The 25,179-nt window shown below is 73.4% G+C and carries 25 protein-coding genes; 19 read left to right on the forward strand and 6 right to left on the reverse strand.

The window, feature by feature from the left end; all coding sequences use genetic code 11:
- The first annotated feature begins 53 nt into the window (after positions 1–53).
- The 5 genes from FHR77_RS06195 (at position 54) to FHR77_RS06215 (ending at position 5,620) form a co-directional block, all read left to right on the forward strand.
- Complete coding sequence (locus tag FHR77_RS06195) at positions 54–1,391, forward strand: M20/M25/M40 family metallo-hydrolase (protein WP_167259221.1); 1,338 nt, start codon at positions 54–56, stop codon at positions 1,389–1,391.
- A gap of 26 nt (positions 1,392–1,417) precedes the next feature.
- The gene (locus FHR77_RS15960; protein WP_167259222.1) at positions 1,418–2,260 is read left to right on the forward strand and encodes an undecaprenyl-diphosphate phosphatase; all 843 of its coding nucleotides are present in this window, start codon (positions 1,418–1,420) and stop codon (positions 2,258–2,260) included.
- Entirely contained in the window at positions 2,257–3,516 is a 1,260-nt protein-coding gene (gene mshC, locus FHR77_RS06205) for a cysteine--1-D-myo-inosityl 2-amino-2-deoxy-alpha-D-glucopyranoside ligase (protein ID WP_167259223.1), read from the forward strand. Before FHR77_RS15960 ends, mshC begins: the two co-directional genes overlap by 4 nt.
- Positions 3,517–3,590: 74 nt before the next feature.
- Complete coding sequence (locus tag FHR77_RS06210) at positions 3,591–4,937, forward strand: sensor histidine kinase (RefSeq protein WP_167259224.1); 1,347 nt, start codon at positions 3,591–3,593, stop codon at positions 4,935–4,937.
- Positions 4,934–5,620, forward strand: a complete 687-nt coding sequence (locus tag FHR77_RS06215; protein ID WP_167259225.1) for a response regulator — start codon at positions 4,934–4,936, stop codon at positions 5,618–5,620. The genes FHR77_RS06210 and FHR77_RS06215 overlap by 4 nt, the downstream gene beginning before the upstream one ends.
- A 25-nt stretch (positions 5,621–5,645) precedes the next feature.
- On the opposite strand, the gene FHR77_RS06220 is transcribed toward FHR77_RS06215, so the two are convergent.
- Positions 5,646–6,557, reverse strand: a complete 912-nt coding sequence (locus FHR77_RS06220) for a PAC2 family protein (protein WP_167259226.1) — start codon at positions 6,555–6,557, stop codon at positions 5,646–5,648.
- 113 nt (positions 6,558–6,670) lie between these two features.
- Here FHR77_RS06220 and FHR77_RS06225 point away from each other — a divergent pair, with 113 nt between their 5' ends.
- From FHR77_RS06225 to lnt, 9 genes are all read left to right on the forward strand, one after another.
- On the forward strand, positions 6,671–7,363 hold the full coding sequence (locus tag FHR77_RS06225) for an HAD family hydrolase (RefSeq protein ID WP_235491177.1): 693 nt from the start codon (positions 6,671–6,673) through the stop codon (positions 7,361–7,363).
- 73 nt (positions 7,364–7,436) lie between these two features.
- A complete protein-coding gene (locus FHR77_RS06230) occupies positions 7,437–8,504 on the forward strand; it encodes a tRNA (adenine-N1)-methyltransferase (protein ID WP_167259227.1) in 1,068 nt (355 codons plus the stop codon).
- A 94-nt stretch (positions 8,505–8,598) separates the two neighbouring features.
- On the forward strand, positions 8,599–9,525 hold the full coding sequence (locus FHR77_RS06235; protein WP_167259228.1) for an FKBP-type peptidyl-prolyl cis-trans isomerase: 927 nt from the start codon (positions 8,599–8,601) through the stop codon (positions 9,523–9,525).
- A gap of 75 nt (positions 9,526–9,600) precedes the next feature.
- Positions 9,601–10,644 (forward strand): WYL domain-containing protein, encoded by a 1,044-nt coding sequence (locus FHR77_RS06240; RefSeq protein WP_167259229.1) that lies wholly within the window; start codon positions 9,601–9,603, stop codon positions 10,642–10,644.
- Complete coding sequence (locus FHR77_RS06245; protein WP_167259230.1) at positions 10,641–11,633, forward strand: helix-turn-helix transcriptional regulator; 993 nt, start codon at positions 10,641–10,643, stop codon at positions 11,631–11,633. The genes FHR77_RS06240 and FHR77_RS06245 overlap by 4 nt, the downstream gene beginning before the upstream one ends.
- 62 nt (positions 11,634–11,695) lie before the next feature.
- Entirely contained in the window at positions 11,696–11,950 is a 255-nt protein-coding gene (locus FHR77_RS06250) for a twin-arginine translocase TatA/TatE family subunit (RefSeq protein WP_056054956.1), read from the forward strand.
- 75 nt (positions 11,951–12,025) lie between these two features.
- Positions 12,026–12,781 carry a twin-arginine translocase subunit TatC gene (gene tatC, locus FHR77_RS06255; RefSeq protein ID WP_167259485.1) on the forward strand — a complete coding sequence of 252 codons (756 nt, stop codon included), beginning with the start codon at positions 12,026–12,028 and terminating at the stop codon, positions 12,779–12,781.
- 4 nt (positions 12,782–12,785) lie between these two features.
- Entirely contained in the window at positions 12,786–15,302 is a 2,517-nt protein-coding gene (locus FHR77_RS06260; RefSeq protein WP_167259231.1) for a DEAD/DEAH box helicase, read from the forward strand.
- Positions 15,303–15,365: 63 nt separating this feature from the next.
- A complete protein-coding gene (gene lnt, locus FHR77_RS06265) occupies positions 15,366–17,027 on the forward strand; it encodes an apolipoprotein N-acyltransferase (protein WP_167259232.1) in 1,662 nt (553 codons plus the stop codon).
- 105 nt (positions 17,028–17,132) lie between these two features.
- On the opposite strand, the gene FHR77_RS06270 is transcribed toward lnt, so the two are convergent.
- The 4 genes from FHR77_RS06270 to FHR77_RS06285 all read right to left on the reverse strand — a co-directional run bounded on the left by FHR77_RS06270 (position 17,133) and on the right by FHR77_RS06285 (position 20,038).
- Positions 17,133–17,498 (reverse strand): RNA polymerase-binding protein RbpA, encoded by a 366-nt coding sequence (locus tag FHR77_RS06270; protein ID WP_056054962.1) that lies wholly within the window; start codon positions 17,496–17,498, stop codon positions 17,133–17,135.
- 87 nt (positions 17,499–17,585) lie between these two features.
- On the reverse strand, positions 17,586–18,377 hold the full coding sequence (locus FHR77_RS06275; RefSeq protein WP_341777239.1) for a glycerophosphodiester phosphodiesterase family protein: 792 nt from the start codon (positions 18,375–18,377) through the stop codon (positions 17,586–17,588).
- Complete coding sequence (locus FHR77_RS06280) at positions 18,377–19,543, reverse strand: SPFH domain-containing protein (RefSeq protein ID WP_167259233.1); 1,167 nt, start codon at positions 19,541–19,543, stop codon at positions 18,377–18,379. Before FHR77_RS06280 ends, FHR77_RS06275 begins: the two co-directional genes overlap by 1 nt.
- A gap of 12 nt (positions 19,544–19,555) precedes the next feature.
- Positions 19,556–20,038, reverse strand: coding sequence for an NfeD family protein (locus FHR77_RS06285; protein ID WP_341777240.1), 483 nt, complete (start codon positions 20,036–20,038; stop codon positions 19,556–19,558).
- Between the two features lie 145 nt (positions 20,039–20,183).
- Here FHR77_RS06285 and FHR77_RS06290 point away from each other — a divergent pair, with 145 nt between their 5' ends.
- Entirely contained in the window at positions 20,184–20,951 is a 768-nt protein-coding gene (locus tag FHR77_RS06290) for an SDR family oxidoreductase (RefSeq protein WP_167259235.1), read from the forward strand.
- 10 nt (positions 20,952–20,961) lie between these two features.
- On the forward strand, positions 20,962–21,420 hold the full coding sequence (locus FHR77_RS06295) for an NUDIX hydrolase (protein ID WP_341777241.1): 459 nt from the start codon (positions 20,962–20,964) through the stop codon (positions 21,418–21,420).
- Positions 21,421–21,551: 131 nt separating this feature from the next.
- Here the strand turns inward: FHR77_RS06295 and FHR77_RS06300 are convergent, their stop codons facing one another.
- Positions 21,552–23,039 (reverse strand): cryptochrome/photolyase family protein, encoded by a 1,488-nt coding sequence (locus tag FHR77_RS06300; RefSeq protein ID WP_341777242.1) that lies wholly within the window; start codon positions 23,037–23,039, stop codon positions 21,552–21,554.
- 41 nt (positions 23,040–23,080) lie between these two features.
- On the opposite strand from FHR77_RS06300, the gene FHR77_RS06305 reads away from it, so the two are divergent.
- From FHR77_RS06305 to folP, 3 genes are all read left to right on the forward strand, one after another.
- The gene (locus tag FHR77_RS06305; RefSeq protein ID WP_243861374.1) at positions 23,081–23,593 is read left to right on the forward strand and encodes a hypothetical protein; all 513 of its coding nucleotides are present in this window, start codon (positions 23,081–23,083) and stop codon (positions 23,591–23,593) included.
- Positions 23,594–23,685: 92 nt separating this feature from the next.
- A complete protein-coding gene (gene folE / locus FHR77_RS06310; RefSeq protein ID WP_056054986.1) occupies positions 23,686–24,273 on the forward strand; it encodes a GTP cyclohydrolase I in 588 nt (195 codons plus the stop codon).
- Positions 24,266–25,177, forward strand: coding sequence for a dihydropteroate synthase (gene folP, locus FHR77_RS06315; protein WP_341777243.1), 912 nt, complete (start codon positions 24,266–24,268; stop codon positions 25,175–25,177). Before folE ends, folP begins: the two co-directional genes overlap by 8 nt.
- Positions 25,178–25,179 lie beyond the last annotated feature (2 nt).

Here is a 25,179-nt window from a genome sequence, read left to right on the forward strand (position 1 = left end):
CGAGGGCCCCGATGACCACGGGCAGGAGGGGGGCTCCGGGTAGCGTGGTCGACATGACGACGACCCCTGAGTCCGAGCCCGCCACGACCGACCGTGAGGTCGAGCTCGACGAGACGGCGACCATCGCGCGCGACCTGATCCGGTTCGACACGTCGAACTACGGGGGCGGCCGGTCGAACGGCGAGGCGGACGCCGCCGAGTACGTGGCCGAGGCGCTCCGGGCGCTCGACCTGGAGCCGCTCGTCTTCGAGTCCGAGCCCGGCCGCGTGAGCGTCCTCGCCCGGGTCGAGGGGGCCGACCGCTCCAAGCCGGGGCTCGTCGTGCACGGGCACCTCGACGTCGTGCCCGCCGACCCGGCGAACTGGTCGGTCGACCCGTTCGCGGGCGTCGTCCGCGACGGCATGCTCTGGGGCCGCGGCGCCGTCGACATGAAGAACATGGACGCCATGATGCTGTCGTCGCTCGGCGACATCCTCCGGGCCGGCGAGCGACCAGCCCGCGACCTCGTCGTCGGGTTCCTGGCCGACGAGGAGGCCGGGGGAGTCCTCGGCTCGCACTTCCTGGTGACCGAGCACCCCGAGGTCTTCGAGGGCGCCACGGAGGCGATCAGCGAGGTCGGCGGGTACTCCACCTTCATCGACGGCCGGCGCTCGTACCTGCTGCAGACGGGCGAGAAGGCCCTGATCTGGATCAAGCTCCGCACCCGGGGCACGGCCGGCCACGGGTCGCAGATGATCGTCGCGAACGCCGTGACGCGGCTGGCCGAGGCCGTCGCGGTGCTCGGCCGGCAGCAGTGGCCCATCGCCCTCACCGACACGACCACGGCGCTCCTCTCCGAGGTGGCGCGCATCCTCGACGTCGACCTCGAGCAGACGTCGCCCGACGAGCTCGTGCTGCACACCGGGACGGCGGCCGGCTTCATCCGCGGGTCGCTGCGGACGACCACGAACCCCACGATGCTCACCGCGGGCTACAAGCACAACGTGGTGCCCGACACGGCGGAGGCGCTGGTCGACATCCGCTGCATGCCCGGCCAGGAGGAGGCCGTGCTGGCCGAGGTCCGCGCGCTGATCGGCGACGACGTCGAGATCGAGACGATGCACACCGACATCGGCCTCGAGACCCCCTTCTCGGGCCCCCTCGTCGAGGCGATCACGGGCACGCTCGAGCGGCACGACCCCGGGGCCCCCGTGCTGCCCTACCTGCTCTCCGGCGGCACCGACAACAAGGCCCTGAGCCTGCTCGGCATCGCGGGCTACGGCTTCGCGCCGCTGCGGCTCGACGAGGGGATGGACTTCCCCGCCATGTTCCACGGCGTCGACGAGAGGGTGCCGCTCGACGCACTATCCTTCGGGAGTCGCGTCCTCCGGGACCTGCTGGCGACGTACTAGCACCCCCGCACCAGAAGGGCCCCCGCGTGGAGCATCTCCTCCAGGCACTCCTGCTCGGCCTCGTCCAGGGCCTCACGGAGTTCCTCCCCGTCTCGTCGAGCGCCCACCTGCGGCTCGTCGGCCTGTTCTTCTCCGAGCCGGGCTCGGCCGCCGACTTCGACCCCGGCGCGACGTTCACCGCGATCACGCAGCTGGGCACCGAGCTGGCCGTCGTCATCTACTTCTGGCGTGACATCACGCGCATCCTCACCAAGTGGTTCCAGGGAGTCACGGGGAAGATCCCGAAGGCCGACCCCGACGTGCGCATGGGCTGGCTGGTCATCATCGGCACGGTCCCGATCGTGCTGGTCGGCTACCTCGCCCAGGAGTACATCCGCACCGTCTTCCGGTCGCTCTGGATCGTCGCCGTGGTGCTGATCGTCTTCGGCCTGCTGCTCGGGCTCGCCGACCGCCTCGGGCGCAAGGAGCGCTCCTTCGAGCAGATGAGCTACGGCCACGGCATCGCCGTCGGCGTCGCCCAGGTGCTGGCGCTGTTCCCCGGCGTGTCCCGGTCGGGCGCCACGACGACGACCGCGCTCGCCCTCGGCTACTCGCGACCGGCGGCCGCCCGGTTCTCGTTCCTGCTCGCCGTCCCCGCGGTGTTCGGCAGCGGCCTCTTCGAGCTCGTCCAGAGCTTCAGCGACCCCGGCCCGTACTCGCTGGGCGAGACCCTCGCCGCGACCGTCGTCTCCTTCGTGGTCGGCTTCGTGGTGATCGCGTTCTTCATGAACTACATCTCGAAGCGCAGCTTCCTGCCCTTCGTCGCGTACCGCATCGTGCTCGGCGTCGTCCTGCTCGTCCTGCTCGGCACGGGCGTGGTGGCCGCGTGAGGGCCTGGACGCGGCCGACGGTCCCGGCGCTGCCCGGCTCGGCGCCCCTCCCCACCCTGCACGACACCGCGACGGCCGAGCGACGCCCGACCCGCGTCGTCGACGGCGCGGCCTCCCTCTACGTCTGCGGCATCACGCCCTACGACGCCACGCACCTCGGCCACGCGTCGACGTACCTCGCCTTCGACACCCTCGTGCGGATCTGGCTCGACGCCGGGGTCGCCGTCACCTACGCGCAGAACACGACCGACGTCGACGACCCGCTGCTGGAACGGGCGGCAGCGACCGGCGTCGACTGGCGCGACCTGGCCGCCTCGCAGACCGACCTCTTCCGCAGCGACATGCAGCACCTCCAGGTGCTCCCGCCCGACCACTACGTGGCCGTCACCGACGTGGTCTCCGACGTGGCCGAGGCCGCGGCGCACCTCCTCGACCTCGGGCTCGCCTACCGGGTCGACACGCCCGGCTCGAGCGAGGGCGACGACGTCTACTTCGACGTCAGGGCCGCCGAGCGGTCGACGAGCTGGCACCTCGGGCTCGAGAGCCGGTACGACCTCGAGACCATGACCCGCTTCTCCGCGGAGCGCGGCGGCGACCCCGACCGCCCCGGCAAGCGGGACCCTCTCGACCCGCTCCTCTGGAGGGCGGCCCGAGACGGCGAGCCCTCCTGGCCGTCCGCGCTCTCCGCCGGGCGCCCGGGCTGGCACATCGAGTGCACCGTCATCGCGCAGGCCCACCTGGCCGCTCCGATCTCCGTCAACGGCGGCGGCAGCGACCTCGTGTTCCCGCACCACGAGATGAGCGCGGCGCACGGGACGGCGATGACGGGTGAGCCGTACGCCGACCTGTGGGCGCACACCGGGATGGTCGCCTACCAGGGCGAGAAGATGAGCAAGTCGCTCGGCAACCTCGTCAAGGTCAGCGAGCTCGTCGCGGCCGGCCACGACGCCCGCGCCGTTCGGCTGGCCGTCGCCGGCCACCACTACCGGTCCGACTGGGAGTGGTTCGACGCCGACCTCGAGGCGGCCGAGGCCCGGCTCGACCGCTGGGTCCGCTGGGCCTCGGCGGCCGACGACGCGGCATCCGACGACGAGCCGACGCCGCTCCTGGCCGCGCTCCGTCGCGCACTGGCCGACGACCTCGACACGCCCTCCGCCCTCGCGGCGGTCGACGCCCGGGTCGCCTCGGGCAGCTCCGCCACCGCGGTCGACCTGGACGCGGTGCAGGCCCTCCTCGGCGTCGACCTGCGCCGCTGACCCGGCCTCGACCCGCGGCCGTCCGGGCGGTGACGGAACCTCGCGACACATGACCGTCTGACATACTGACGGGGATGTCCCTCGTCGTGCCGCCTCCCCAGGACCCCGGGAGCGCCGATCGCCCGAGACGTCGCCTCACGCGCCGCGACGCCCGGGTCGACGCCCTGGTCGCCCTCGGCCTCCTGGCCCTCGGGGCGCTCACCGCGGTGCTCGCCCTCGTCGTCGTGGACGGCGAGCCGACCGCGAGCACGGCGCCCGCCGAGACCTTCGCCTGGCTCGTCGCGCTGTGCGCCCCGGTGGCCCTGCGACGCCGACGCCCCCTGGTCGCCATGGTCGTGGTGGCCGCCGTCGTGGTGGGCGCCTCGCTCCGGGGCTACCCGGACGACCTGGCCCCGGCCCTCGCCCTCTTCCTCGTCATCTCCACCGCCAACGCCTGGGCCGCCTCCCGCCGTCGCGCGCTCGTAACGAGCGTCGTCGTCTCGGCCGCGCTCTTCGCCCTGCTGGTCGTCGGCCTCGCCCGCCGGGCGGGGGAGGCCGAGGGCGTGCCCGTCGGCCCGCTGACCGCCTCCGTCGTCTACTCCGTGGTGTTCACGGCGCTCTTCTTCGCGGGGGCGGTCCTGGTCGGGCGGTCCTCCCGCGTCTCGGCCGCGCGCCTACACGCCCTCGAGCGGGCGGGCGTCGACCTCCGGGCGGCGCAGGAGGTCGTCGCCGACCAGGCCATCGACGAGGAGCGCTCTCGCATCGCGCGCGAGCTGCACGACGTCGTGGCCCACAACGTCGCCGTTATCGGCATCCAGGCGGGCGCCGCGCGTCGCACCCTCGACCGGCCCGACGTGGCCCGCGGCGCCCTCAGCGCCGTCGAGGCGACGGCGCGCACGACCGTCGAGGAGCTGGAGCGACTGCTTCGCGTGCTCCGCACCCGCGACGGCAGCTGTGCCGCCCCGGCGGGCCTCGCCGACCTCCCGCAGCTCGTCGACGACACCCGTCGACTCGGGCTCGACGTCCGCTGGGCCGTGGAGGGCGACGTCGCCGACGTGCCCGAGAGCACGGGCGTGACGGTCTACCGCGTCGCCCAGGAGGCCCTGACCAACACGCTGAAGCACGCCTCCGCCTCCGTCGCGGTCGTCCGGCTCTCGCGGCACGACCGCACCGTCGAGATCGAGGTCGTCGACGACGGTCGCGGCTCGGGTGAGCACGGGTCGTCCGCGCCGACGTCCGCGACGGGCACGACGGGCACCGGGCTGGGGCACCGGGGGATGCGCGAACGGGTCGACCTGCACGGCGGCGAGCTCGAGATCGGGCCGCTGCCCCGCGGCGGCTACCGCGTCCGGGCGGTCCTGCCGGTCGCGTCGTGCGCGGTGCCCGGCCGCGAGCCCACGCCGGCGAGCCCCGCGCAACGGTCGTCCGGGGTCGCCCGGTGACGGCCCGGCAGCCCGTCCGCGTCCTCCTGGTCGACGACCAGGAGCTCGTCCGGGCCGGGTTCCGGATCATCCTCGACACGGCCGACGGGCTCGAGGTCGTCGGAGAGGCCCGTGACGGGCTCGAGGCCGTCGAGGTCGCGCGCGAGACGCGGCCGGACGTCGTCGTGATGGACATCGAGATGCCGCGCCTCGACGGGCTCGAGGCCACCCGGCGCATCCTCGCCGAGCGCCCCGTCGACGGGCCCGCCGTGCTCGTGCTCACCACCTTCGGCCACGGCGACTACCTCTTCCGGGCGCTCCAGGCGGGGGCGAGCGGGTTCCTGCTCAAGACCTCCGGCCCGGAGGAGCTCATCGACGCGGTGGGCGTCGTGCACCGCGGCGACGCGCTGCTGGCGCCGGAGGTGACCCGCGACGTCGTCGCGCGCGCCCTCGCCGGCCCGGAGCACCGCCCGCCCACGCCGAGCCCGCGCCTGGCCCTCCTCACCGACCGGGAGCGGGAGGTGCTCGACCGGCTCTCCGTCGGCGAGTCCAACGCCGAGGTCGCCCGGGCGCTCTACCTCGGCGAGGCCACCGTCAAGACGCACGTCTCGAACGTGCTCGGCAAGCTCGAGCTGCGCGACCGCACGGCGGCGGTCGTCTTCGCCTACGAGAACGGCGTGGCCGTGCCCGGCGAGAAGCGCTGACGGCGGCGCCTCGCGCCGGCGGGGCTCAGACCGCGGGCGGGAACCGCGGGTCGTCGCGCCCGTCGCCGGCCTTGCCGTCGCGTCGGCGCAGGTACCGCTCGAACTCCTGCGCGATCGCCTCGCCGCTCGCCTCGGGGGAGTCGACGGTGTCGCGGGCCTGCTCGAGCTGCTCGATGTAGCCGGCCATGTCGTCGTCGTCGGCGGCCAGCGCGTCGATGCCCTGCTCCCACGCGGCGGACTCGGCCTCCAGCTCGCCCCGGGGCACCTGCACGTCGGCGACCTCCTCGAGCTTCTCGATGAGGGCGAGGGTCGCCTTCGGCGACGGCGAGGCGTGCACGTAGTGGGGCACGGAGGCCCAGATGGCGAGCGTCGGCACACCCGCCTGCTCGAGGGCGTCGCCGAGCACGGAGAGGATGCCCACCGGGCCCTCGTAGCTGCTGCGCTCGAGCCCGAGCCGCGTGCGCACCTCGTCGTTGTCGCTGCTCACGAAGACGGAGATGGGCCGTGTGTGCGGGACGTCGGCGAGCATCGCGCCGAGGAAGACCACCGACGTGACGTCGTGCACGTCGACCAGATCGACGATCTCGGCCGCGAAGCTGCGCCAGCTGCGCGACGGCTCCGCGCCGAGCAGCACGAAGACCTCGGTGCCCGGGGCGTCGACCGGCGCCGCCGCGAGCGACGTCGACGAGTCCGGCGTGGCGTGCAGCTGGATGCGCGGCCAGACGAGGGAGCGCCCGCCGTCGTCGTCGAGCCCCACCTGGGGCCGGTTGAACTGGTAGTCGATGTACCGCTCGCCGTCGAGCTCGGCCACCGCCTCGAGCGACAGCGACTCGATCACGCTCCTGGCGACGCCGCTGGCGGCCTCGCCGGCGTCGTTCCAGCCCTCGAAAGCGACGACCAGCAGTCGTCCCGTCGCGAAGTCAGACGTGTCAGTCACCGTGTCCTCACCGAGTCGGGGAGGGGCCCTCGACGTCTCGGACCACGATAGACCGAGCACGAGGAGGCGCGGGTCGCCCGCCGGGGGAGCCCCCTCCCGTAGACTCCTCCGTCGTGACCGATCTCCTGCCCGCCGCCGTCCTCTGGGACATGGACGGAACCCTCGTCGACACGGAGCCCTACTGGTTCGAGTCCCAGGTCGCCCTGGTCGGCTCGTTCGGCGGCACCTGGACCAAGGCCGACGGCGACACGCTGATCGGCTCCGGCCTGTGGCACTCGTCGCGCGTGCTGCAGCAGCACGGCGTCGACATGTCCGAGGACGCCATCATCGACCACCTCACGACCGCCGTGCTCGAGCGCTGCGCCGTACACGTCCCGTGGCGCCCGGGCGCGAAGGAGCTCCTCGCCGAGCTGCGCGCCGCCGGCGTGCCCACCGCGCTCGTCACGATGTCGATCCGCCGCATGGCTCTCTTCATGGTCGACGCCATCGAGTTCGACGCCTTCGACGCCGTGGTCGCGGGCGACGACGTCGAGCACGCCAAGCCCCACCCGGAGGCCTACCTCCGGGGGGCGGAGCTGCTCGGCGTCGACGTCGCCGACTGCGTCGCCGTCGAGGACAGCGTCCCGGGCCTCGCCTCCGCCGTCGCGGCCGGTGCGGTCGCGCTCGGCGTCGAGCACCACGCGCCCCTCGCCGACGACGCGGGCTACGTCCGCCGCACCACGCTGGTCGGCACCACCCTCGCCGACCTCCGCGAGCTGCACGCCGCGGGGCGCCGCCTCCGCGAGCAGCGCACGACCGACTCCTGACCCCGGGGCGCACCCCGCGCCTCCTCGACGCCCCCGCCCTCCGGGCGCGCGCACCGACCGAAAGCAGCACCGCATGACCGCCACCCGCCGCCAGTCCGGGCCGTTCCTCGAGGGCGACAAGGTCCAGCTCACCGGCCCGAAGGGCAAGATGAACACGGTGGTGCTGACGCCCGGCGCCGTGTTCCACACGCACCGGGGCATGATCGCCCACGACGACATGGTCGGCCTGCCCGACGGCTCGGTCGTCGCGAGCACCACCGGCGACGAGTACCTCGCCCTCCGGCCGCTGCTGAGCGACTTCGTGATGTCGATGCCCCGGGGCGCGGCCATCGTCTACCCGAAGGACGCCGCCCAGATCGTCGCCTTCGCCGACGTCTTCCCCGGCGCGACCGTCGTCGAGGCCGGCGTGGGCTCCGGCGCCCTCTCGCTCTGGCTGCTCCGCGCGATCGGCCCCGAGGGCCGACTCGCCTCCTTCGAGCGCCGCCAGGAGTTCGCCGACGTCGCGCTCGGCAACGTCACGAGCTTCTTCGGCGCCGAGCCCGAGAACTGGACGGTGACCGTCGGCGACCTCGTCGAGAGCCTGCCCGACGTGATGCCCGACGGGACGGTCGACCGCGTCGTGCTCGACATGCTCGCGCCGTGGGAGTGCGTGGAGGCGACCACCGCGGCCCTCAAGCCCGGCGGCCTCGTGATCTGCTACGTCGCCACCGCCACCCAGCTCTCGCGCGTCGCGGAGGCCCTCCGCGCCTCCGGGTCGTTCACCGAGCCCGACGCCTCGGAGACGCTCGTGCGCGGCTGGCACGTCGAGGGCCTGGCCGTGCGACCCGACCACCGCATGATCGGCCACACCGGGTTCCTCATCACCGCTCGCCGGCTCGCGCCCGGCGCGGTGCTGCCGCAGCTCAAGCGCCGCCCGTCGAAGTCGGACTACTCCGATGCCGACGTCGAGGCCTGGACGCCCGGCGCCCTGGGCGACCGGTCGGCCAGCGACAAGAAGCTCCGCAAGACGGCCCGTCAGGCGCGCACCGCCGCCGACGCCGCGATCGGGGCCGCCGAGGCCGCCGCCGCGGGCACCGCGCCCGACGCCGAGGCCGCAGCCCCGGCGAGCGAGGCGACCGACCCCTCGCGCGACGCCCAGTAAGCTGTCCGACGCATCCCGCGGCTCCCGGCCGCTCCTCGCGGCCCCGCCGCCCCCGAAGCACCCGCGGCCCGGCCGCACCATGGAAAGAGGCCCCGTGCGCACCATCCCCGCCCTCGTCGTCGCCGTCGGCCTGCTGGCCTCCCTGACCGCGTGCGCCGGCGACTCCGGACCAGGCTCGTCGGGCTGCCCGCCCACGGGCGACGCCGCCTCGGTGGTCACGGCCACGGGCTCGTTCGGGGAGAAGCCCGACGCCGACGTGCCGAGCCCCATCGTCACCACCGAGACCCAGGTGTCGACCCTCATCGAGGGCGACGGCGAGCGTCTCGTCGACGGGTCGCCCGTCATCATCGACTACACGCTGTACGACGGCGCCACCGGGCGTGAGGTGGAGGACAGCGGCTACGACGGCACCGCCGCCAACCCCATCACGGTCGGCGGGCAGGCCCTCGCCCCGCTCGCAGCGGCCCTCGAGTGCTCGACCGTGGGCTCGCGCGTGGTCGTTGCCGTCAAGGCCTCCGAACTCTCCGCCTCGATCCAGGGCTCGCCGGTCGAGCCGACCGACGACCCCGACGCCGCGTACGTCGCCATCGTCGACGTCAAGCAGGCCTTCCTGCCGAAGGCCGACGGCCGCCCCGTGCCCGGCGAGAGCGGCCTGCCGGCCGTCGTCACCGCCCCGGGCGGCGCCCCCGGCATCTCCGTCCCCGACGCCGACGCCCCGACCGCGCAGGAGACCCACCTCGTCCGCGAGGGCTCCGGTCGCGAGCTCACCGCCGACGACACCGCCGTCGTGCAGTTCACGGCCGTGACCTGGGCCACGCCCTCGACGGTCACGGCCTCGACCTGGAACAACGGCGACACCGCCACGACGGTCGCCCTCGGCGACCCGGCCCTCCCGGCCCCCATCCGCGACGCCCTCGTCGGCCAGAAGGTCGGCTCGCAGGTCATGACGGTCATCCCGGCCGCCGAGGCCGGCGGCGCGGACAGCTTCGTGTACGTCTTCGACGTGCTCGGCTCCCTCTGAGCCCGTCCGCGGCCCCGGAGGCCGGTGCCCCGCACGGCGGGTCGCCGACCTCGGCCGTGGCCTAGGATCGATCGCGTGCCCGCCGCCCGCGCCCCCCGGATCCCCGTCGAAGAGCGGTTGTTCAGCCTCGTGCTGGCCCTGCTCGCGACCGACACCGGGCTGACCAAGTCGGAGGTCCTGTCGACGGTCCAGGGCTACCGCCAGAAGTACTCGACGGCCGGCGACAACGCCGCCCTCGAGCGCCAGTTCGAGCGCGACAAGGACGACATCCGCGAGCTCGGCGTCCCGCTCGAGACCGTCGACGACCCCGGGGCCTCCGGCAACAACCAGCTGCTCCGCTACCGGATCCCGCGCGGCAGCTACGAGCTGCCGCTCGACATCTCGTTCTCGCCGGAGGAGACGGCCCTGCTGACCCTGGCGGCCATGGTCTGGCGTGAGGGCACGCTCTCGGGCGAGTCCCGCCGGGCCCTCCTCAAGCTCCGGTCGCTGGGCGGGACGGCCACCGTGCCCGAGCTCGAGTACGCGCCGCGCATCCGCTCCCGCGACGCCGCCTTCGAGCCGCTCCGCACCGCCCTCGACCGCGGGGTCGTCGTCCGGTTCGACTACCTGAAGCCGGGGGAGGCCCGGCCCCGCCGCCGCGAGGTCGCGCCGTTCGCGCTCGTCCAGCACCAGGGGCGCTGGATGGTCCCGGCGATCGAGCCCGACACCGGCTCGCGGAAGAACTTCCTCCTCTCGCGCATCGTCGGACCCGTGACCGTCACCGCGCGGTCCTTTCCCCGACCGGTGGACGCGACCGCCGACTCCGCCCTCGCCGGGCTGGAGGAGCTGCGCCGGTCGAACACCGCGCTCGTGCGCGTGGTCGAGGCGTCGGACGCCGAGACCCGGCTCTCGAAGCGCCGGGGGACGGAGTCCCGGGGCGCCGACGTGCTGGCCGTCCACTACTCCGACGCGTCCATCCTCGCCGAGGAGCTCTCCTCGTTCGGTCCGGAGGTCACCGTCCTGGAGCCCGCGAGCCTGCGCGAGCTGGTCGTGCAGCGACTGAGACGCCTGGTCGCCGACCACGACGACGACGGAGCGCGGCCCGTGGCCTCCTCCACCGAGACCGGGGCCCGATCGTGAGCGACCGCCGACCCGCGCTGCAGGCGACCGACAAGCTGGCCTTCCTGCTGGCCCTCGTCCCGTGGCTGATCGACCACGAGCGCGTGAGCGTCGCCGAGGCGGCCGAGCACTTCGCCGTCAGCACGGCGGAGATCCGGCGGGCGGTCGAGCTGATCGCGGTCTCCGGCATCCCCGGAGAGACGTCGCAGTACCAGCACGGCGACCTCTTCGACATCGCGTGGGACGACTTCGAGCAGAACGACGTGATCGTGCTGACGAACCTCGTCGCCATCGACGAGTCGCCGCGGTTCTCGTCCCGCGAGGCGGCGGCGCTCATCGCCGGGCTCCAGTACCTGTCCTCCCTGCCCGACCACGCCGACCGGGCCGCCGTCGCCTCGCTGACCGCGAAGCTCTCCCGGGGCGCGTCGAGCGAGCCGAGCCAGGTGGCCGTCGCCGAGAGCGAGTCGGACGAGGCCCTCGCGGTCGTCGGCCGGGCGGTGGAGGCGGGGGTCCAGCTGGAGTTCGACTACGCCGGGGTCCGCGGCCGCGCCGAGCGTCGACGGGTCGACCCGCTGCGGGTCGAGTCCCTGGACGCCGACTGGTACCTCCGCGCGTGGGACCACGTGCGCGAGGGGCTCCGCACCTTCCGCGTCGACCGGATGTCACGACCGGCGCTCACCGACGCGCCCATCACGCACCGCGCCTCCGACCTCTCCCTCCCGGACACGCTCTTCGAGGGCTCTCCCGACGACGTCGTCGTCACGATCGAGATCGACGACGCGGCCGCCGCCCTGCTCGACGACTGGTCGCCGACCGACGTCGAGCGAGCGGACGAGGGCCGCACGCGCCTCTCGCTCCGCGTGTCGCACCACGGGACGGTGGCCCGCCTGGTCGCCGGGCTGCCGGGGCGGGCCTGCGTCGTGGCACCGCCGGAGGCGCGGAGGGCCGTCGCGGAGTGGGCACGTCGTGCCGCGGCCGAGTACGACGCCGAGGGAACCGCCGCGGGCTGACCGAGGCCGCCCAGGGACGGCACGGTACACTTGCCACTCATCCGTCCCGCGAGGAGGACCTCATGCTCGGCAACCTCACCGGCTTCCACCTGATCATCATCCTGGCGATCATCCTGCTGCTCTTCGGTGCGCCCAAGCTCCCCGGGCTCGCGAAGAGCATCGCCCAGTCGATGCGCATCTTCAAGAACGAGATCGGCGACGACAAGAAGACGGCCGACGACGACGTCCGCCGTCCGACGGTCGACGACGCACCGCGGTCGACCTCCTCGACGACCACCCGCCCCGTGCACGGGGACGATCTGCCGCCGAAGCTCTAGCGCGTGGCCGCGACCACCAGCACCGGCACGAGCGAGGGCGGCGGTGCTCCCCGTCAGCGGTCCCGTGACGGCCGGATGTCGCTCGGCGCGCACCTCGTCGAGCTCCGCAAGCGGCTGTTCCGGTCCGCCCTCGCGCTGATCCTCGCCAGCGTCGCCGGCTTCGCGCTCTCCTCCTGGGTGCTCGACGTGCTCCGGGGGCCCATCACGCAGATGGCGGTCGCGCGGGGCACCGAGGCGACGCTCAACTACCCGACCATCGCGGGCAGCTTCGACCTGCGCCTGCAGATCGCGGTCACCGTCGGCGTCATCCTCTCCAGCCCCGTCTGGCTCTACCAGGTCTGGGCCTTCATCGTCCCCGCGCTCGTCCGACGCGAGAAGGTCTACGCGGTCAGCTTCATCGGCTCCGCCATCCCGCTCTTCCTCCTGGGCTGCGCCAGCGGCTACTACGTCCTGCCGCACATCGTCGAGGCGCTCACCGGCTTCGTCGCGGCGGAGGACGCGGCGATCATCGACGCGAAGCAGTACTTCGACTTCGTCCTCAAGCTGATCCTCGCGGTGGGCATCGCGTTCGTCCTCCCCGTCTTCCTCGTGCTGCTCAACTTCGTCGGCGTCATCTCCGCCGCGGGCATCATCAAGGGCTGGCGCGTCGCCATCCTGCTCATCGCGCTCTTCACCGCGATCGCGACCCCGGCGGCCGACGTGTTCTCGATGTTCCTGCTCGCGATCCCTATGGTGGTGCTCTACTTCGCCGCGGCCGGGGTCGCGTGGCTGCACGACAGGCAGGTGGCGAAGAAGGTGGCGGCCCTCGACGCCGAACTCGCGGGAGGATAGCCAGATGACCAGCAGCGACCTCAGCCCCGCCGAACGGTTCGCCGCCTCGAAGACCCGGGTGCGGTCGCCGCAGCTGCAGTCGTTCCGCTCCCGTCTCGGCTTCGCGCTCGATCCCTTCCAGGAGGCCGCCTGCGCCTCCGTCGAGGCGGGCAACAGCGTGCTCGTGGCCGCGCCGACGGGTGCCGGCAAGACGCTGGTCGCGGAGTTCGCGATCCACCTCGCCATGCAGCACCCCCGCGACAAGGTCTTCTACACGGCGCCGATGAAGGCCCTGAGCAACCAGAAGTTCCAGGAGCTCGTCGCCGAGTACGGCGCCGGCGAGGTGGGGCTGCTGACCGGCGACACGAACGTCAACTCGCGGGCGCGCATCGTGGTCATGACGACCGAGGTGCTCCGCAACATGCTCTACGCGGGCTCGGAGATGCTCGACGACCTCCGCTACGTCGTCCTCGACGAGGTGCACTACCTCGCCGACCGGTTCCGCGGCGCCGTGTGGGAGGAGGTCATCATCCACCTGCCCCTCGACGTCCGCCTCGTGTCGCTGAGCGCGACCGTGTCGAACGCGGAGGAGTTCGGTGACTGGCTGCAGACCGTCCGCGGCGGCACGGACGTCATCGTGAGCGAGGACCGCCCCGTCCCGCTCGACCAGCACGTGCTCGTCGGGGGCAAGTTCCTCGACCTGTTCGACTCGAGCGGGCAGGCCGCCACCAACCGCGTCAACCCCGAGCTCCTGCGCGCGACGTCCATGTCGCGCCGGGGCGGTGGGCCCGGGGGCCGGGGTCGCGGCACGAGCGACCGCTGGTCGGGGCGCAGCCCCCGGGGCCACGTCGTGCCGCCGACCCCGCACCAGGGCGGCCGCCTCGACCGGTGGCGGATCGTCGAGATGCTCGACGACCAGAACCTCCTGCCCGCCATCTTCTTCGTGTTCAGCCGGGTCGGCTGCGACCAGGCCGTCAAGCAGGTGCTGCGCTCCGGCATCCGGCTGACGACCGCCGAGCAGCGCGACGAGATCCGCGAGATCGTCGAGGCCCGCTGCCGCACCCTCCGCGACGAGGACCTCGCCGTGCTCGGCTACTGGCAGTGGCTCGACGGGCTCGAGCGCGGGGTCGCCGCCCACCACGCGGGTCTGCTGCCCGCGTTCAAGGAGGTCGTCGAGGAGCTCTTCCAGAAGAAGCTCGTCAAGGTCGTCTTCGCGACGGAGACCCTGGCGCTCGGCATCAACATGCCCGCCCGCACGGTCGTGCTCGAGAAGCTCGAGAAGTTCAACGGCGAGGCCCGCGTGCCCATCACGCCGGGGGAGTACACGCAGCTCACCGGCCGGGCCGGCCGCCGTGGCATCGACGTCGAGGGCCACTCGTTGATCCAGTGGCAGCCGGGGCTCGACCCCCAGGCGGTCGCGAGCCTCGCCTCCCGCCGCACGTACCCGATGAACTCCAGCTTCCGGCCGACGTACAACATGGCCGTCAACCTGATCGAGCAGTTCGGCCGGTCGCGCACGCGCGAGATCCTCGAGACCTCGTTCGCGCAGTTCCAGGCGGACCGCGCCGTGGTCGACCTCGCGCGGAAGGTGCGCACGCAGCAGGAGAGCCTCGACGGCTACGCCCGCAGCATGACCTGCCACCTCGGCGACTTCGGCGAGTACACGCTGCTCCGGCGTGAGCTCGGCGACCTCGAGAAGCAGGGCGCGGCCCGCGCCGAGGCCCAGTCGCGCGGCGAGCACGACAAGCGCCAGCGGAAGCTCACCGAGCTGCGCAAGCAGCTGCGCCAGCACCCCTGCCACGCCTGCCCCGAGCGCGAGCAGCACGCCCGCTGGTCCGAGCGCTGGTTCAAGCTGAAGAAGCAGACCGACCAGCTCTCGGCCCAGATCCGCAGCCGCACCGGCGCGGTCGCGAAGGTCTTCGACCGCGTCACCGACGTGCTGCTCGACCGCGGCTACCTCGTGCCCGCGGCCTCCACCTCGGCGACGCCCGCCAGCCGGGGAGGCGCGGGGCGCGACGGGCACACCGCCGAGGTGGCCGTCGCCCCGGCCGGCCGCACGCTCCGCCGCATCTACGGGGACCGCGACCTGCTCGTCGCCGAGTGCCTCCGGCTCCGGCTCTGGGACCAGCTCGACGTGCCGTCGATGGCCGCCATGGCCGCGACCCTCGTCTACGAGCCACGACGCGACGAGGGGCAGCTGTCGGAGCGCTTCCTGCCACGGGGCGCCTACCGCGAGGCCCTCGACGCGACACAGCTGCTCTGGGCCGAGCTCGACGACCTCGAGCAGGAGCACCGGCTGCCCGGCAGCACGCCGCCGGCTCCCGGCCTGGCCCTGGCCATGCACCGCTGGGCCCGGGGTGCGAGCCTCGACTCCGTGCTGGAGGACGCCGACCTCGCCGCCGGCGACTTCGTGCGCTGGACGAAGCAGACGATCGACCTGCTCGACCAGCTCTCCGTCGTGGCCGACCTCCCGGTGGGCCCCGTGGCGCGTCGGGCGCTCGACGCCGTGCGGCGCGGCATCGTCTCGTACTCGGCCGTCTGAGGCACGGGGCCGGGCGCCCGGGCCGACCCGCGCCTCACAGCGACGGCCACCTAGAATCGCACGGTGCCCACCCGAGTGACCGCCCTCCGTCTGCCGCTCTGGCTCGCCCTCGTGGTCGCGGCCGGGTCGGGCGTCGTGCTCGACGCCGGGTTCCCCGACGGCGACGTGTGGCCCCTCACGTTCGTCGGCATCGGCCTGGTGCTCGTCAGCCTCCGCGGCCGACGGGCCGGGTCGGCCTTCCTGGTCGGGCTCGTCGCCGGGCTCTCGTTCTACCTCGTCCACATCTCGTGGACGAGCCTCTACCTCGGGGCCCTGCCGTGGGCGGCCCTGTCGACGCTCGAGGCCCTGTTCTTCGCCGGGGGAGCCGTGCTCGTCACGCTCGCGTACCGCTGGGTGCCGCGCATCTGGCCCGGGGCGGTCGGCACGACCGTGCTCCTCCCAGTGGTCGTCGCCGGCCTCTGGACCCTGCGCGAGTTCGTCGCCGGCAACTGGCCCTACGGCGGGTTCGCCTGGGGCCGCGTGGCCCTCAGCCAGTCGCAGAGCCCCTTCGGCCCGCTCGTCGCGTGGGTCGGCATCTCCGGTCTCTCGTTCCTCATGGTGGCGCTCGTGGCGGCGGTCGTCGAGCTGGCGCTCCGGGCCGACGTGCGGGCGTCCACGCGGGTCCTCGCCGGCGCGGTCGCCGTCACGGCCGTCCTCGCCGTCCCCGCGTGGCCGACGACGTCGTCGGGCACGGCCACGATCGCCGGCGTCCAGGGCAACGGGCCCGCGGGCTACTTCGACGAGCGCGAGCCCGGCGACCTGCTCAACTCGCAGGTGCTCGCCATGTCGGGGCTGCCCGCCGGCTCCGACCTCGACCTCATCGTGTGGCCCGAGGGCGGCAGCGACCGCGACCCCACCCGCGACGCCTACGGCCGCTACGTCTTCGACGCCGTCAGCGACGGGTACGACGCGCCGCTCCTCTCCGGCGTCATCACCCAGTCCGACGACGGCGAGCAGGCCTGGAACTCGTCGATCCTCTGGGAGGACGGCGCCGTCGCCGGCCAGTACGACAAGAAGCACCCCGTCCCCTTCGGTGAGTACGTGCCCGACCGCTCCTTCTGGCGGCCCTTCGCCCCCGACCTGATCGACCTCATCGCTCGCGACTACACGCCGGGCACCCGCCCGGAGGCGATGCCGATCGGCGACTTCGTCGCCGGCATCTCGATCTGCTTCGACATCGTCGACGACCAGCTCATCACCAACATGATGCGCGACGGCGCCCAGGTGATCGTCGCGCAGACCAACAACGCCGACTTCGGCGACACCGACGAGAACGCCCAGCAGCTGGCCATCACGCGACTGCGGGCCCTCGAGACGGCGCGACCCGTGGTCAGCGTCTCCACGGTGGCCTCCAGCCGGGTCATCGACGCCGACGGGCAGATCGTCGCCGGCGTCACCGACTTCACCGCCGGCACCATGGTCCACACCGTCGACCTGGGCACCGGCACGACGCCCGCCGTCGTCGCCAGTCGCGCCGTCGAGCTGTTCGTCTCGTTCATCGGGCTGGCGGCCCTCGTGCTCGCCCGGGTCATGATCGGTGGCCGCCGGTCACGCCGACGCCGCGCCCTCGAGACCGCTGCCTGGCCCGAGCTGGCCGACCCGCGCCTCCGCCCGGGCCGTCGGCCGCGCTCGCTCGACGAGGAGCTCGACGACCCGAGCCAGTTCGACCTCCCCGCCCGGCGCTGACCACCCCGCACCGACCGCCCCCGGGCACGACGACGCCCGGTCACCGTACGGTGACCGGGCGTCATGGGGGAGCGGCGTCAGGCGCCGATCTTCAGGCGCCGATCTTCAGGCGCCGATCTTCTCCTGGCCGCGCCGGGCCCGGAGGAACGTCAGGCGCTCCTGCAGCAGCTCCTCGAGCTCGTCGCGTGAGCGGCGCTCGAGCAGCATGTCCCAGTGGGTCCGGGGCACCTTGACGACGCCCTCCTCGATCTCGACGGGCTTGCCGTCGGCCGACAGCAGCCGGCCTTCCTGCCCGCTCTTCGGCGACTGCCAGATCTCGGGCACCTCTGCCTCAGCAGAGAACACCATGTCGAACGTCTGGCCGTCCTCCGTCTGGTAGACGGCTTTCTTCCGGGGGGAGAACTCGACTCCCTCTTCGCTCTGGAGGCTCTGACTACCGAGTCTCATCCCGCGCAAACTGCGATCTGCCATGCGTGTGGTCTCCTCTCGCGGTGCGATCTCCCGTTCTAACGTCAGAGCGTGCCGTGATGTTTCAGGTGAGAGACATTCACAGTCTGTTCACAGAGGATCGGCAGCACCCCGGCCGACCTCGACGAGGGCGAGATCGGCACGATCGGTGACGATGCCGTGCACGCCGAGGGCGAGCAGGCGGCGCATCGCGACGGGGTCGTTGACCGTCCAGACGTGCGTCTCGACGCCCACGGCCGCCAGGTCGGCGACGCGCGCCGCCGTCACGACGCGCAGCCGCCCCCAGCTCTCCGGCACCTGCACGGCGCCGCAGCCGCGCAGGACGCGCCGGAGCAGGGCGTGCCGCACGGCCGTGACCGGGACGAGGGAGGCGGCCATCACGCCGACGACGCCGGGGGAGGACGCCGAGGTGGCCACGCCGGGCAGCGCGTCGACCACCCGACGGCGGATCCGCTGGTCGAACGACGTCAGGAGCACGCGGTCGTGCGCACCGACGCGATGGATCGCGCGCACGGTCGGGTCGACCGCCTCCGCCACCTTGACGTCGATGTTGAACCGCGTCTCCGGGAACGCGTCGAGGGCCTGCTCGAGCGTCGGGACCTCCTGGTCGTCGGGCAGGCGCACCAGGCTCAGCTCGGCGAGGGTGAGGTCCCGGACGCGCACGGGCCGGCCGGCGACGCGACGGAGGTCGTCGTCGTGGCAGACCACGGCCACGTCGTCGCGCGTGGCGTGCACATCGGTCTCGACGTAGTCGGCACCCGCCGCCACGGCACGCGCGAACGCGAGCATCGTGTTCTCCGGTGCGTCGACCGCGAGGCCGCGGTGCGCGAGCACCCGGGGCCCGGCCGGGCCGAACCAGCCGGAGGCGCCGCCCGCCTCCACTACGGAGCGGCCGGGGCCGCCGGCGGCGTGGTGCCCTCGTCGGGCGTCGCCGCGTCGGCCGTGGCCGAGCCAGTGCCCGAGCGCGTGCCAGTGCCCGTGCCCGTGCCCGTGCCGCCGGTCTCCGAGCGGCTCGTGCTGCCCGGCGTGGTCGCGGTCGGGAACCCGAGGTCGGGCTCCGCCTCGAGGTCGACGGTCGTCGCGAGGTCGGGGGTGGTCGACATCTCCGAGACCTTCGTGGTCGGCTTCGGCGTCCAGCCGGGGGCGTCCGGGTTCTTCGGGGCGAAGAAGCCCTGGCCGATGCCCGACAGAGCCTCGGTCAGCTCGCTCGGGATGATCCAGAGCTTGTTGGCCGACCCCTCGGCCAGCTTCGGCAGCGTCTGCAGGTACTGGTAGGCGAGCAGCTTGGGGTCGGGGTCGCCCTGGTGGATGGCGTTGAAGACGGTGTCGATGGCCTCCGCCTCGCCCTGGGCGCGGAGCACCTGGGCCTTCGCCTCGCCCTCGGCGCGGAGGATGGCCGACTGGCGCATGCCCTCGGCCTCGAGGATCTGCGACTGCTTGGTGCCCTCGGCGGTGAGGATCGCGGCCCGTCGGCTCCGCTCGGCGCGCATCTGCTGCTCCATGGAGTCCTGGATCGAGGCGGGCGGGTCGATGGCCTTGAGCTCGACGCGGCCGACCCGGATGCCCCACTTGCCGGTCGCCTCGTCGAGGACGATGCGCAGCTGGCCGTTGATGTTGTCGCGGCTCGTCAGGGCCTCTTCCAGGTTCAGGCCGCCGACCACGTTGCGGAGCGTGGTCGTCGTGAGCTGTTCGACCGCCCCGAGGTAGTTCGCGATCTCGTAGGTCGCGGCCCGGGCGTCGGTGACCTGGAAGTAGACGACGGTGTCGATCGACACGACGAGGTTGTCCTCCGTGATGACCGGCTGCGGCGGGAAGGAGACGACCTGCTCGCGCATGTCGATGAGGGGACGGACCCGGTCGATGAAGGGCACGAGGAGGTTCAGCCCGGGGAGGAGGGTCTTGTGGTACTTGCCGAGCCTCTCCACCACGCCCGCGCTGGCCTGCGGGATGATGCGGACGGCCCGGAAGAGCACGACCAGGACGAGGATGACGACGATCGCGACGACCACGATCGTCGCGATGGTGCCGGCGCTGACGGAGGAGTCCATGCAGGGTCCCTTCTAGGCGGGGACGACCAGGGCGGTCGACCCCTCGATGGCGGTGACGACGACGCTGCTGCCGGTGTCGAGGACGGCCGGGGGCAGGGCCCCGGCGGGCGTCTTCACCGACCCGGTGGGCAGGAGACGCGCCGTCCAGGTGTCGCCGTTGGTGAGCTTGACCTGCCCGGCGTCGGGGCCGAGCGCGACGACGACGGTGCCGCGCAGGCCGAGGAGGGCCTCGACGTTGCTCGGGGTCGGGTCGCCGCCCCGGCCGAGGGCCCGCAGCAGGGGAGGCCGGACGGTGAAGAGGAGGAGCACCGCGAGCACGGCGGCCACGACGATCTGCAGCCACCACGGTGCGCCGAAGAGGTCGGCGAGCAGGCCGCCCACGCTGCCGATCGCGAGCATGAGGAACGTGAGCTCGAGGGTGGTGACCTCGACCACGACGAAGAGCAGGACCAGGGCGATCCAGATGATCCACGCGTACTGGGTGACGACGTCCACGTCGGCCTCCTTCGTTCCCTCGACGCTAGCGCACGTCGCCGACATCCGTCGGGCGGTACGCTCGGACGGGTCGCCTGGCGACCCCGAGCCGCCACCCCGGCGCCGCGACCGAGCCGGTGCCGCCCCACAGACTGGAGCCCCCGCCGTGTCCAACCCCCTCGCCGCAGGATCCCTCACCGGCACGCGTGCCCTGGTCACCGGCTCGTCCCGGGGCATCGGGGCCGACACGGTGCGCTACTTCGCCGAGGCCGGCGCGTCCGTCGTCGTGAACTACCGCAACAAGGAGAAGCGCGCCCAGCAGCTCGTCGAGAAGATCGAGGCCGCGGGCGGCACGGCCTTCGCGGTGGGCGCCGACCTCACCGACCCGGAGAGCGTCGACGCGATGTTCGCGACCGTCTCCGAGCGCCTCGGCGGCCTCGACGTGCTCGTCATGAACGCCTCCGGCGGCATGGAGAGCGGCATGGCCGAGGACTACGCCCTGAAGCTCAACCGCGACGCGCAGGTCGCCCTCCTCACCGCGGCGCTGCCCCTGCTGCAGCCGGGCTCGCGGGTCGTCTTCGTGACCAGCCACCAGGCGCACTTCATCCGGACCACCGAGACGATGCCCGAGTACCTCCCCGTGGCGCTGAGCAAGCGCGCGGGGGAGGACGCGCTGCTCGAGATGGTGCCGCAGCTCGAGGCGGCCGGCGTCGAGTTCGTCGTGGTCTCCGGCGACATGATCGAGGGCACCATCACGGCGACGCTGCTCGAGCGCTCGAACCCCGGGGCCATCTCGTCGCGCAAGGAGAGCGCCGGCAAGCTGTACAACGTCGCGGAGTTCGCCGCCGAGGTCGCCTCGGCCGCGGTCGACCCGGTGCCCGCCGACCGCACGCGCCTCGTCGGCGACACCTCCGACTTCGTCCCCGTCGCGTAGGCGGCGCCTCGTGACCGAGCGGATCGTCCGGCCGACGTCGCGCCTCCTCGTCCTGGACGAGCACGACCGCCTGCTGCTGATGATGACGAAGGCGCCCGACACGAGCGGCGCAGCCCGCTGGATCACGCCGGGAGGCGGCGTGGACCCGGGGGAGTCGCACGAGGAGGCGGCGGTCCGGGAGCTGCACGAGGAGACCGGCCAGGTGGTCGCCGAGGTCGGCCCCGTGGTCAGGGTCGACGACTTCGAGGTGCCCTGGGACGCCGCCGACCACACGCACGGGCACGCCGAGTTCTTCGTCGTGAGATTGCCTCATTTCGAGGTCGTCGACGATGACTGGACCGACGACGAACGGGTCGACATCCTCGAGTCGCGCTGGTTCAGCCTCGACGAGCTCGAGTCGACGACCGACCCCGTCGAGCCCGTCGACCTCGCCGCCACGGTGGCCGAGGTGCTGCGCGCAGGTCGCTGAGCGGCGTCCCGCACGAAGCGGGCTCTGACGGCGTCGACCCCACCCCTTCCGGCTGGTCCGTGCATGACCGATAATGCACATTATGTCAGCTCGAACGTGAGCGACGACTCACCAGGCCCTCCCCGGGCCCCTCACAGCATCTCGCGCGCCGCCTCCTGAGCGACCACGGCCTCGAGGTCGTCGAGCCTGCGCATCTGCCGCAGCGGGTTCCGCATGCGGGCGTTGTCGCGGAGCGCCGGCTCGGCCCGGTGCAGGAACGCCCAGTAGCCCGCGGTGAACGGGCAGGCGTCGTCGCCGACCCGGACGGTCGGCGAGAACCGGCACGAGCCGCAGTGGTCGCTCATCTTGTCGATGTAGCGACCTCCCGCCGCGTAGGGCTTGGTCGCGACGACTCCGCCGTCGGCGTGCTGCGACATCCCGACGATGTTCGCGGGCATCACCCAGTCGGTGCCGTCGACGAAGACGTCGGTGAACCACTCGGTCAGCTGGTCGGGCCGGTAGCCGCGCTGCAGCGACCAGTTGCCGAGGATCATCAGGCGCTGGATGTGGTGCGTCCAGCCGTGCCGCGAGACGACGTCGAGCGCGTCCGACAGACAGGCCGCCTCGACCTCCGACGAGTCGAGGCCGCGCCACCACGCCGGCAGCTCCACCCGGGCGCCCAGGGCGTCGTTCTCGTCGACGTACGACTCCCCCAGGTGCCAGTAGAGGTGCCACACCCAGTCGCGCCAGCCGACCACCTGCCGGACGAAGCCCTCGACGCTGGCGAGCGGCGCGCCTCCCTCGAAGGCCCGCAGCACCCGCTCGACCACGTGGCGCGGGTCGAGCACGCCCAGGTTCATCGGCACGCTCAGCAGCGAGTGCGCCATCGTCCAGTCGCCCGACAGCATGGCGTCCTCGAACGGGCCGAAGTCGCCGAGCCGCGTCTCGACGAAGTCCTCGAGCGCCGCCTCCGCCTCCGCGGCCGTGACGGCGAACCGGCGCCGGTCGTCCTCCCCCACGAACGTCACCAGTCCGGCGTCGCGCCAGGCGTCGAGCTGGTCGCGCACCTCGGCGTCGATCTCGTCCTCGACGGGCCAGACCGGGTCGGGCAGGCCCAGGCCGACCGCGCCGCGGGGAGGCGCGTGGCGGTTCTCGTCGTCGTAGCTGAACCGGCCGCCGACCGGGGCGGGCCCCTCCATCAGGAAGCCCTCGCGCCTCCGGACGGCCTCGTAGAAGTCCTCCATGAGGAGGCGGCCGGGGCGGACGGCGACCCAGTCGGCGAAGTCGGCCTCGCTGGTGACGAAGCCGCGGCTCGGCAGGACGACGACCGCCGGGGAGGCGGCGCGCACGACCGCGCGGAAGTGGCGGCTGGGCGGGTCCACCACCTCGAGGTCTCCGCGCCCGACGAGGGCGTCGGCGAGGCGGTCGACCCGGACGTGCTCGGCGCGGTCGCCGAGCTCGGCGACCCGGTGACGGAGCGCCGAGAGCCAGAGGTGCGCCTTGGCCCGGTGCAGCGGGCGGCGGGAGAACTCGTCGAGGGCCTCGACGACGAGCACCTCTCCCCCGTCGTCGAACGCGGGCCCCCACTGGCCGGGCAGCAGCAACCGTCGTCGGGCGGGGCGGTCCGGGGTCGTCGTCACCCCGCGGACGCTACCCGCCGCCCCGGTGGTTGGGTCGGGTCATGGACGACGAGACCGCCCCCGTGACCCCCGGCTCCCCCGACGCGACGACCCGCGACTCCCCCGCGCCCGTGCCCGACGACGGACCGGACGACGCGCACGTCCGCCCCGCGGGCGTCGACGACGCCACCGTCGAGGCCCTCGGCAAGCTGTCGGAGGCCCTCGAGGCCGTCGAGCACGCGCGAGGCCTGCTCTACGGCTTCCACCGGCTGACCGGCACCGCCGACCTGGCGCTCGGCGAGGCCGTGGACCTGCTCCGCGAGGCGGGGCACCACGAGCACGCCGACCGCCTGGAGCGCGACGTGGTGGGGCGCAACGTCGTCGAGGGCCGCTGGACCTTCCAGCTCGTCGAGGACTACGACGCGGGGTACTGGAGCGCCCTCCGGGCGGGCGAGGCGGCCGTCCGCGAGGGCCTCGTCGGCGGGCGCCGTCACCTCTTCGAGTCCGAGATGAAGGAGGCGCGGCGCAGCCACGGCCGACGCCACCACGAGTCGCGCCCGGGCTCCGACGACTGACCGCCCCGCCGGTCGACCGCCCCGGCCGCCCCGTCGCTCGGGGCGGGGATGCACGGCTGACGTCCGGGCAGGGAGCCTGCGACACTGGCTCCATGAGCCACTCCCCCGTCGACCGGCCCCGCATCGAGGCCGCCGTGCTCGAGATCCTCGCGGCCGTCGGCGACGACCCGGGGCGCCCGGGCCTCCACGACACGCCCCGGCGCGTGGCGGAGGCGTACGCGGAGTTCTTCTCAGGGACGGGGACGGACGCGACCGAGCTCGTCCGTGCCTCCTCGGTGCCGGCCGAGCCGGGCCAGCTCGGCGAGGTCGTCGTCGTGCGCGACGTGCAGTTCCGCTCGGTCTGCGAGCACCACCTGCTGCCGTTCCTCGGCGTGGCCCACGTCGCGTACGTCCCCGGCGCCTCGATCGTCGGCCTCGGCAGCGTGCCCCGCGTCGTCGACGCCCTCGCCTCGCGGCCGCAGCTGCAGGAGAAGCTCGGCGAGGAGATCGCCGACGCCTTCGACGAGGGGCTCTCCCCCACGGGCGTGCTCGTCGTGCTCGAGGCGGTCCACGGCTGCGTGACGACGCGGGGGCCGCGCCAGACGCAGAGCTCGACCGTGACGCTGGCGAGCCGCGGCAGCCTCGGCGACGCGGCCGCCCGCACCGAGGCGATGGCCCTGATCGGGGCGCCCCGTGGCTGACCCGGAGCCCCTGCCGATCAGGCTGGGCACCGTGCCGCTGCGGGTGCCCGTGCGCCGCATCGGACGTCGCACCTTCGACTTCTCGCGTCAGGTCGCGGTGATGGCGATCGTCAACCGGACGCCCGACTCGTTCTTCGACCAGGGGCGCACCTTCGCCCTCGACACCGCGGTCGAGGCCGCCGTGGCCGCTGCGGGGCAGGGCGCCGACTGGGTCGACGTCGGGGGCGTGCCCTTCAAGCCGGGGCCCGAGCTCTCAGCGGCCGACGAGGTCGACCGCGTCCTGCCGGTGGTGGAGGCGCTGGTCGCCGAGTCGGACGTGGTCGTGTCGGTCGACACCTTCCGCCCGGAGGTCGCGGCCGCCGCGATCAGCGCGGGGGCATCCGTGATCAACGACACCACGGCCCTGCACGACCCGCGTCTCGCCGACGTCGTCGCCGACAGCGAGGCGACCCTCGTGGTGACCCACAGCCTCGCCCCGCCGCGCACCGCGTGGCCGCACCCCCGCTACGACGACGTCGCGCGCGAGGTCGTCGACCTCCTGTCCCGTCGCGTCGACCTCGCGCTGGCCCGGGGGGTGCCCGAGGAGAGGATCGTCGTCGACCCCGGCCACGACCTCAACAAAGCCACCGTGCACACCCTCGAGCTGACCCGTCGCCTGGGCGAGGTCGCGGCCCTCGGCTTCCCCGTCCTGGCCGCCGTCTCGAACAAGGACTTCATCGGCGAGATGCTCGACCGCGAGAAGCCCGACCGCCTGGCCGGCACGCTGGCGGCGGCGACCGCGTGCGTGCTGCTCGGCGCGCGCGTCGTGCGGATGCACGACGTGCCCTCGGCGGTGGACGCCGTCCGCATGCTGGAGGGCATCCTGGGGTGGCGGGCCCCGCTGCTCGCCCGACACGACGTCTAGGA

The organism is Frigoribacterium endophyticum (assembly GCF_011759585.1).
Classification (GTDB): Bacteria; Actinomycetota; Actinomycetes; order Actinomycetales; family Microbacteriaceae; genus Frigoribacterium; species Frigoribacterium endophyticum.

Bases quoted from the DNA above. Each gene is read 5' to 3' on its own strand.
- FHR77_RS06230 (WP_167259227.1), top strand. From the start codon at position 7,437: ATGACCGCCACCCGCCGCCAGTCCGGGCCGTTCCTCGAGGGCGACAAG.
- FHR77_RS06210 (WP_167259224.1), top strand. From the start codon at position 3,591: ATGTCCCTCGTCGTGCCGCCTCCCCAGGACCCCGGGAGCGCCGATCGC.
- FHR77_RS06270 (WP_056054962.1), bottom strand. From the start codon at position 17,498: ATGGCAGATCGCAGTTTGCGCGGGATGAGACTCGGTAGTCAGAGCCTC.
- FHR77_RS06305 (WP_243861374.1), top strand. From the start codon at position 23,081: ATGGACGACGAGACCGCCCCCGTGACCCCCGGCTCCCCCGACGCGACG.
- FHR77_RS06195 (WP_167259221.1), top strand. From the start codon at position 54: ATGACGACGACCCCTGAGTCCGAGCCCGCCACGACCGACCGTGAGGTC.
- FHR77_RS06250 (WP_056054956.1), top strand. From the start codon at position 11,696: ATGCTCGGCAACCTCACCGGCTTCCACCTGATCATCATCCTGGCGATC.
- tatC (WP_167259485.1), top strand. From the start codon at position 12,026: ATGTCGCTCGGCGCGCACCTCGTCGAGCTCCGCAAGCGGCTGTTCCGG.
- FHR77_RS06260 (WP_167259231.1), top strand. From the start codon at position 12,786: ATGACCAGCAGCGACCTCAGCCCCGCCGAACGGTTCGCCGCCTCGAAG.
- folE (WP_056054986.1), top strand. From the start codon at position 23,686: ATGAGCCACTCCCCCGTCGACCGGCCCCGCATCGAGGCCGCCGTGCTC.
- FHR77_RS06280 (WP_167259233.1), bottom strand. From the start codon at position 19,543: ATGGACTCCTCCGTCAGCGCCGGCACCATCGCGACGATCGTGGTCGTC.